The organism is Pseudomonas sp. P5_A2_2 (assembly GCF_054177685.1).
In genome coordinates, this window is sequence record NZ_JBGCUL010000323.1 from 1 (window position 1) to 4,835 (window position 4,835).

8 protein-coding genes are annotated in these 4,835 nt (G+C 55.0%); 7 read left to right on the forward strand and 1 reads right to left on the reverse strand.

Features of this window, described 5'->3' with window-relative positions; translation table 11 throughout:
• Positions 1 to 46 precede the first annotated feature (46 nt).
• Positions 47 to 376: an STAS-like domain-containing protein gene (locus tag ACXRVY_RS17390; protein ID WP_457265780.1), complete on the forward strand. Its 330-nt coding sequence runs from the start codon at positions 47 to 49 to the stop codon at positions 374 to 376.
• A 594-nt stretch (positions 377 to 970) separates the two neighbouring features.
• Here ACXRVY_RS17390 and ACXRVY_RS17395 read toward each other — a convergent pair.
• Positions 971 to 1,285 (reverse strand): DUF1654 domain-containing protein, encoded by a 315-nt coding sequence (locus ACXRVY_RS17395; RefSeq protein ID WP_457265781.1) that lies wholly within the window; start codon positions 1,283 to 1,285, stop codon positions 971 to 973.
• 450 nt (positions 1,286 to 1,735) lie between these two features.
• Between ACXRVY_RS17395 and ACXRVY_RS17400 the strand changes: the two genes are divergently transcribed.
• The 6 genes from ACXRVY_RS17400 to ACXRVY_RS17425 form a co-directional block, all read left to right on the forward strand.
• Entirely contained in the window at positions 1,736 to 1,927 is a 192-nt protein-coding gene (locus ACXRVY_RS17400) for a hypothetical protein (protein WP_457265782.1), read from the forward strand.
• A gap of 107 nt (positions 1,928 to 2,034) precedes the next feature.
• Entirely contained in the window at positions 2,035 to 2,709 is a 675-nt protein-coding gene (locus tag ACXRVY_RS17405; protein WP_458237849.1) for a polysaccharide lyase family 7 protein, read from the forward strand.
• Positions 2,710 to 3,104: 395 nt separating this feature from the next.
• Positions 3,105 to 3,359 (forward strand): hypothetical protein, encoded by a 255-nt coding sequence (locus ACXRVY_RS17410; protein ID WP_457265784.1) that lies wholly within the window; start codon positions 3,105 to 3,107, stop codon positions 3,357 to 3,359.
• Entirely contained in the window at positions 3,349 to 3,582 is a 234-nt protein-coding gene (locus ACXRVY_RS17415; protein ID WP_457265785.1) for a hypothetical protein, read from the forward strand. Before ACXRVY_RS17410 ends, ACXRVY_RS17415 begins: the two co-directional genes overlap by 11 nt.
• Positions 3,579 to 3,713: a hypothetical protein gene (locus tag ACXRVY_RS17420; protein ID WP_263286762.1), complete on the forward strand. Its 135-nt coding sequence runs from the start codon at positions 3,579 to 3,581 to the stop codon at positions 3,711 to 3,713. Before ACXRVY_RS17415 ends, ACXRVY_RS17420 begins: the two co-directional genes overlap by 4 nt.
• A 158-nt stretch (positions 3,714 to 3,871) precedes the next feature.
• A partial coding sequence (locus ACXRVY_RS17425) for a hypothetical protein (protein ID WP_458237850.1) occupies positions 3,872 to 4,835 on the forward strand: 964 nt, incomplete at its 3' end.

Below are 4,835 nucleotides of genomic sequence, written 5' to 3' on the forward strand. Positions count from 1 at the left end.
GTGGTACGCTTGTTGAATGGGCAATCCAAGTGAAGGATTTGCAAAAATGAAAGATATTTACGTTAAAAGCTTTAGTGAATTTCCGGGACCGAGAAAAGAATCAATCGGCCCGAATTCAGGTGAACGCTTCAGAGATGAAGTTTTATATAAAGCAATTCAAGACTCACCAAACGAAACTTTTCGTATACATCTGGATGGAACTGCCGGATATGGCTCATCTTTCCTCGAAGAGGCCTTCGGCGGTCTCGTTAGGCTAGGAGTTGCAGAGCAAACTATGAGGGGGATCATTGAAAATTTGGTTTCGGAAGAAGATCCCTCTCTGATAGTGGAAGTTTCCGAATACATAAACGATGCCATACAGGCTCTAAAGGAATAGGTATGGTATCTAGCACATTTCAAGTTGCATTCTGGATTATAAGTATCTTGTTTGCGATGTTTGGTTTAATAGTCACCATTATTGGGTGGCGGGTAAACGCAGCAAACTCTAGAAATCTGGCACGAGTGAAGGATATACACGATTCCATTGATGATTGTGTAAAAGCGTTATCCGACTTGGAAGATCTCGCCTACTCATTTTGGCTTGATGCCGATGAAAAGGCTAAGCCATATCAAATGATCGTAGGTCATCGCCGACTTACGCATCGACTTAAGCAGCTTCAAGCGCTTACTAGCGGGCCCATTCCAAGTCACGCGATGATAAGTCTACGGCAGAACTGTACCCTCGATTGCGAGACCAGGACAGAACCGTTGAGTGGAGAGGATGTACGCATCAAGCGTATTTCTCTTGCCGCGTCCAACATTCTACAGTCCAGCATCCTGCAGAAAAGCTGGGAGGAGAATGCAGAAAGGGCTGCCTGATACGCACTCTGGTATTTATTGCCTAATAGCCCGGCCCAGCGCCGGGCTTCTTGTAGTGCCCTTCCCGATCTGAATCTGCGGCCCGCCATAAAAGCGGGCTTTTCTTTGCCTGTCAGAAAGGCGCGACCTCCTCCACTGCCAAGAACTCGTCATGCACTTCAACCTGGTGATCGTTCTCCGATGACGCTTCCCACTTCAACGTAACCGACTCATCATCGTTGAACGTCATGTCTATGCCGTCCGTTTCGGATAGCAAGCCCATAACCTCTTCCCATTCCCGATCTCCGTCCGTATCCAGGCGGTGAATCGTCACCCAGCGCTGATCTTGCGCGATCGGGTGGTTGATCATTGATGAAACCCTCAGGCCAAGCCGCTCAATGCCGCTCATTTCCTGCCGTTCTGCCGGTTTAGCCTGCTTCTTCGCCATTCCAAATCCTTCCCTATATAGCTGTATATTCATACAGTGACAGAGAGATCATAGCCGGACATTTACTGAAATGTAACCACCCAGGAACCGACAGTTGAATAGCGCGTAATCACCGCGCGTAAATTATTTAGCATTTGCTATTGACGGGCCAATTAGCGATTGCTAATTTACACCCATCGCAGCGACACACAACCACTGCGAAGGGCCTCAAAGGGCCTGACCGCTCTTTAACAATCAGCGCAATACGAACAAAGACGGCACTGCCTCTACGGCGACCGGAGATCAGATAGCCCCGAAAGGCTACCAACGCGAGGATCACCTCGACAGCTGACTAGAGCGAAATGCTCAAACCGCGTGAATGACCCGATAAGCAGAGCCAGCAGGAACGGAACATTTCACTGATGCACCTGGTTGCCCGGGTGCATTGGGAAAACAACCGGAGCAACAGCCATGAGTGAGCCAGCGACAGCGGCGCCTACGAAATGCACTCGCTGCGGTCAGCCCGCTGACCCAGTGATCGACAAAAACATCATCGATCGGGAATGCGACCAAGTGCGCAACAAGAAATACGTTCGTCAGCAGAACCTGCCGTTCTGCAGCGAAGAGCATGCAAACCACCATCAATGGTCTTGTGAAGGCTGAATGCATCACCTCTGCCCATTCACTGAGTGGGCAGCGGGATGTAGGCCTGCATCAAACGAAAGGCTCAACAGAGCAAGGTGACATCAAATGAACTAAAGGATCGACCCATGACTGTAGACATCAGCAACTACACCATCGCCACCCCGCTTCCTATTTCCGAGACCAACCCGATCGCCCTGGAACTGATCGGGTGGCGTGCACTGATCGAATGCCCTGACGTCGTATCGATGCTTCCCGACGGTTCGCTTCAGATGACCGCGCCAACCCTTGGCGCCTCAAGCAAGAGCACAAAACGTACGCGCTGCGAGTGGAAGGAACCCGGTTATTGGCTGTTCTCCAGCGCCGCCGATCACTGGAGCTTGCAAGAAATGCGACTAACGAAAGTCAACTCGCTGCAGAAAGTGGTGATTGGCCAGATTCATGTACAGGGTTCCGAACGCCCTCCAGTGAAGGTGTTTTGGAACAAGGGCAAAATCACCATGGGGTTCCGGTCGAGCTACCTGCAAGACGACCCAGTTAACTCAACGGTGCTGGAAAACGTGCCGCTGGGTGCACTGTTCAAAATCAACATTCACGCGAATGCAAACGGTGCCGTTTCGGTGTCGGCGAGTTGCAACGGCGCCAAATCCACTTCCGCATTCATGCGTCTCGACAGTACCTGGGACACGAAAACGCTCGCCTTCCACGGTGGCGTTTACAACCAGATCGATTACTCCGAAACGACCGACCCTGAAGACGCCTCGATCTGCATCATCAGCGACCTATCAATTACTCACGGCTGATGAACCCACATCCCTACAGCCAGTGCGGACGRATCTCCGGCTTATACCGGCCACCTGCATTGTTCAGCTCACCCAACACGGAGGATTGGCAGCCATGTACCAGTAAGCGATTCACCCGCGTGGCGCGGCAAGCCTGAAGGCTGCGTCCAACACCTGGCAGGCAGCGGACAGTAGGTCGTCGATGTCACCGCGCATCGGCCGGGATTCCGGTAGGCCACCCTCGCGCAGAAGACAACTCGATGCTGCACACCCAGGCCGTCGCCAGCAGCGGGCCTGGGCAACTCTCTCCCGACACCACCCGCATGCACTCCCCTCCGCGCCCAACGGCAACCAGCGGAATGGATGAGTGCAGCCGGGTTTTGTTGGATCAACACCCGCCACTCTTGGAGGCGACCATGGCAACCAGCTATGCAGACAGTGCTCAGGCCCGAGAGTGGGACAGGCGCCACGACGCTTGGGGGCGCGAGAAGAAATCGAATCCCGAAGAATTCCACGACTACGAAGCTGCCGAGCAGATCCGCACTCAAGCGTTGGCCGATCGGGAAGCGCGCTTGCTGCAAGAGCGAAAGAGCCTCAAGCGGCGCATCGGCCTGGCCATGGCAAAAATGGAAATGGTCTGCCCACCCAGCGGAGGCGCACATGAACGTTGAGCAACGCAATCACCAGACGGCGACTACCTGGATCGAGGGCGAGATCGACAACATGATCCGCGACCTCGGCAAACCCAACGCCAGCTCAGCGGCGACATCGGCCATCACCCTGGCCTTCCTGCTGCGCGTCATCACTGAAGGCGAGCACCGGCACTACAGGGCGCGCATTGACCAGATCTACGCCACCTACAACGCATCGATCAAGCAGGGAGTCGCAGCATGACCATCATCGCCCGCAACGCCAAAGCAATGACCGAAGCCCTGCACCGACAGGGCTTTTTTCTGGTCGCTGATCTGCCAACCCGCATCAAGATCCAGTCTCGGCGCGGGATGCTCATCGCGCGGCTGTCATGACTCAGCGACAGCGGGCAAGGCGCCTGCTCATCTGGCGCGGTTCCTTTCCCGCCATCACCGTCTTCGCTTTCCTGATGCTGCTCAGCGCCCTTGCTGATTGCGTCACTCAATAACCCCCACACCCTTCAAGGCTGCGCACCGCGCGGCAAGGAGTTGTCATGTCCGCAAATACTAAACAAGCACTCGCACAAGAATCGCTCGAAATGAGCGAAACCGACGACGCACAAACACCTGTAGTCGCTGCGGTTGCCGTCACCGACATCGCTGAATATCGGCCGCACGAGGAGCAGATCGTTCGTCTGGAGACCACTTACGGAAAGCTGGTCGTTGATTGCTCGACCAGCGAAGGCTTGGCGAATGCGAAGGAAGTTCGCGTCGATATCCGCGACGTGCGCTATGCCCTGGCGAACACCACCAAGACGGCGCTGATTCCCTATCAGCAGAAGGTCAAGGATGCCCAGGCTCGCGTCAATCAGGTTAAGGAATTCGGCGAGGTGCTGAAGGATCGAGTCTTGGCGATAGAGGTGCCTGTTGACGAAGCAATCAAGGCCGAAGAAAAGCGTGTAGCTGACGCCAAGGCCGAGCGCGAGCGTGTCGAAGCTGAACGTGTCGAAGCCATCCGGGTGAAGATAACCCGCTTCAGTTCCGTCGCTGCCGCATACGCAAGCCGTAGCGCTGCAGATGTCGCAAGCATTCTGCAAGGCGTCAAGGAATCGGTGATCCTGCCCGAAGAATATGCCGAGTTCGAAGCTGAAGGCACCATCGCTCGCGACAACGCCATTGATCAGCTTGAAACGTTACACAAATCTGCCGTTGAACGAGAAGAGGCTGCCGCCAAGCTGCTGGCCCAGCAGAAGGAACTCGACGAGCTGCGCGAGAAGCGGCGCATTGCCGACGCGGAAGCAGAGGAGTTGCGCAAGCAACGCGCCGAAGAAGACCGCAAGCGCTTGAAGCAACAGCAGGACGAGCTGGACCAGCAGCGCCGCGACATGGAAGCACAGCAACGCCAACAGCGTGAACGCGACGCACAGTATCAACGTGACCAGGAAGAACTGGCCCGCCTGCGTGCCCTAGCTGCTGCACCCGCTCCAACCACTTCAGTAGCTGTGCCCGTGGTTACAG

Coding starts and splice junctions, on each gene's coding strand:
- ACXRVY_RS17390 (WP_457265780.1), top strand. CDS start 47: ATGAAAGATATTTACGTTAAAAGCTTTAGTGAATTTCCGGGACCGAGA.
- ACXRVY_RS17395 (WP_457265781.1), bottom strand. CDS start 1,285: ATGGCGAAGAAGCAGGCTAAACCGGCAGAACGGCAGGAAATGAGCGGC.
- ACXRVY_RS17400 (WP_457265782.1), top strand. CDS start 1,736: ATGAGTGAGCCAGCGACAGCGGCGCCTACGAAATGCACTCGCTGCGGT.
- ACXRVY_RS17405 (WP_458237849.1), top strand. CDS start 2,035: ATGACTGTAGACATCAGCAACTACACCATCGCCACCCCGCTTCCTATT.
- ACXRVY_RS17410 (WP_457265784.1), top strand. CDS start 3,105: ATGGCAACCAGCTATGCAGACAGTGCTCAGGCCCGAGAGTGGGACAGG.
- ACXRVY_RS17415 (WP_457265785.1), top strand. CDS start 3,349: ATGAACGTTGAGCAACGCAATCACCAGACGGCGACTACCTGGATCGAG.
- ACXRVY_RS17420 (WP_263286762.1), top strand. CDS start 3,579: ATGACCATCATCGCCCGCAACGCCAAAGCAATGACCGAAGCCCTGCAC.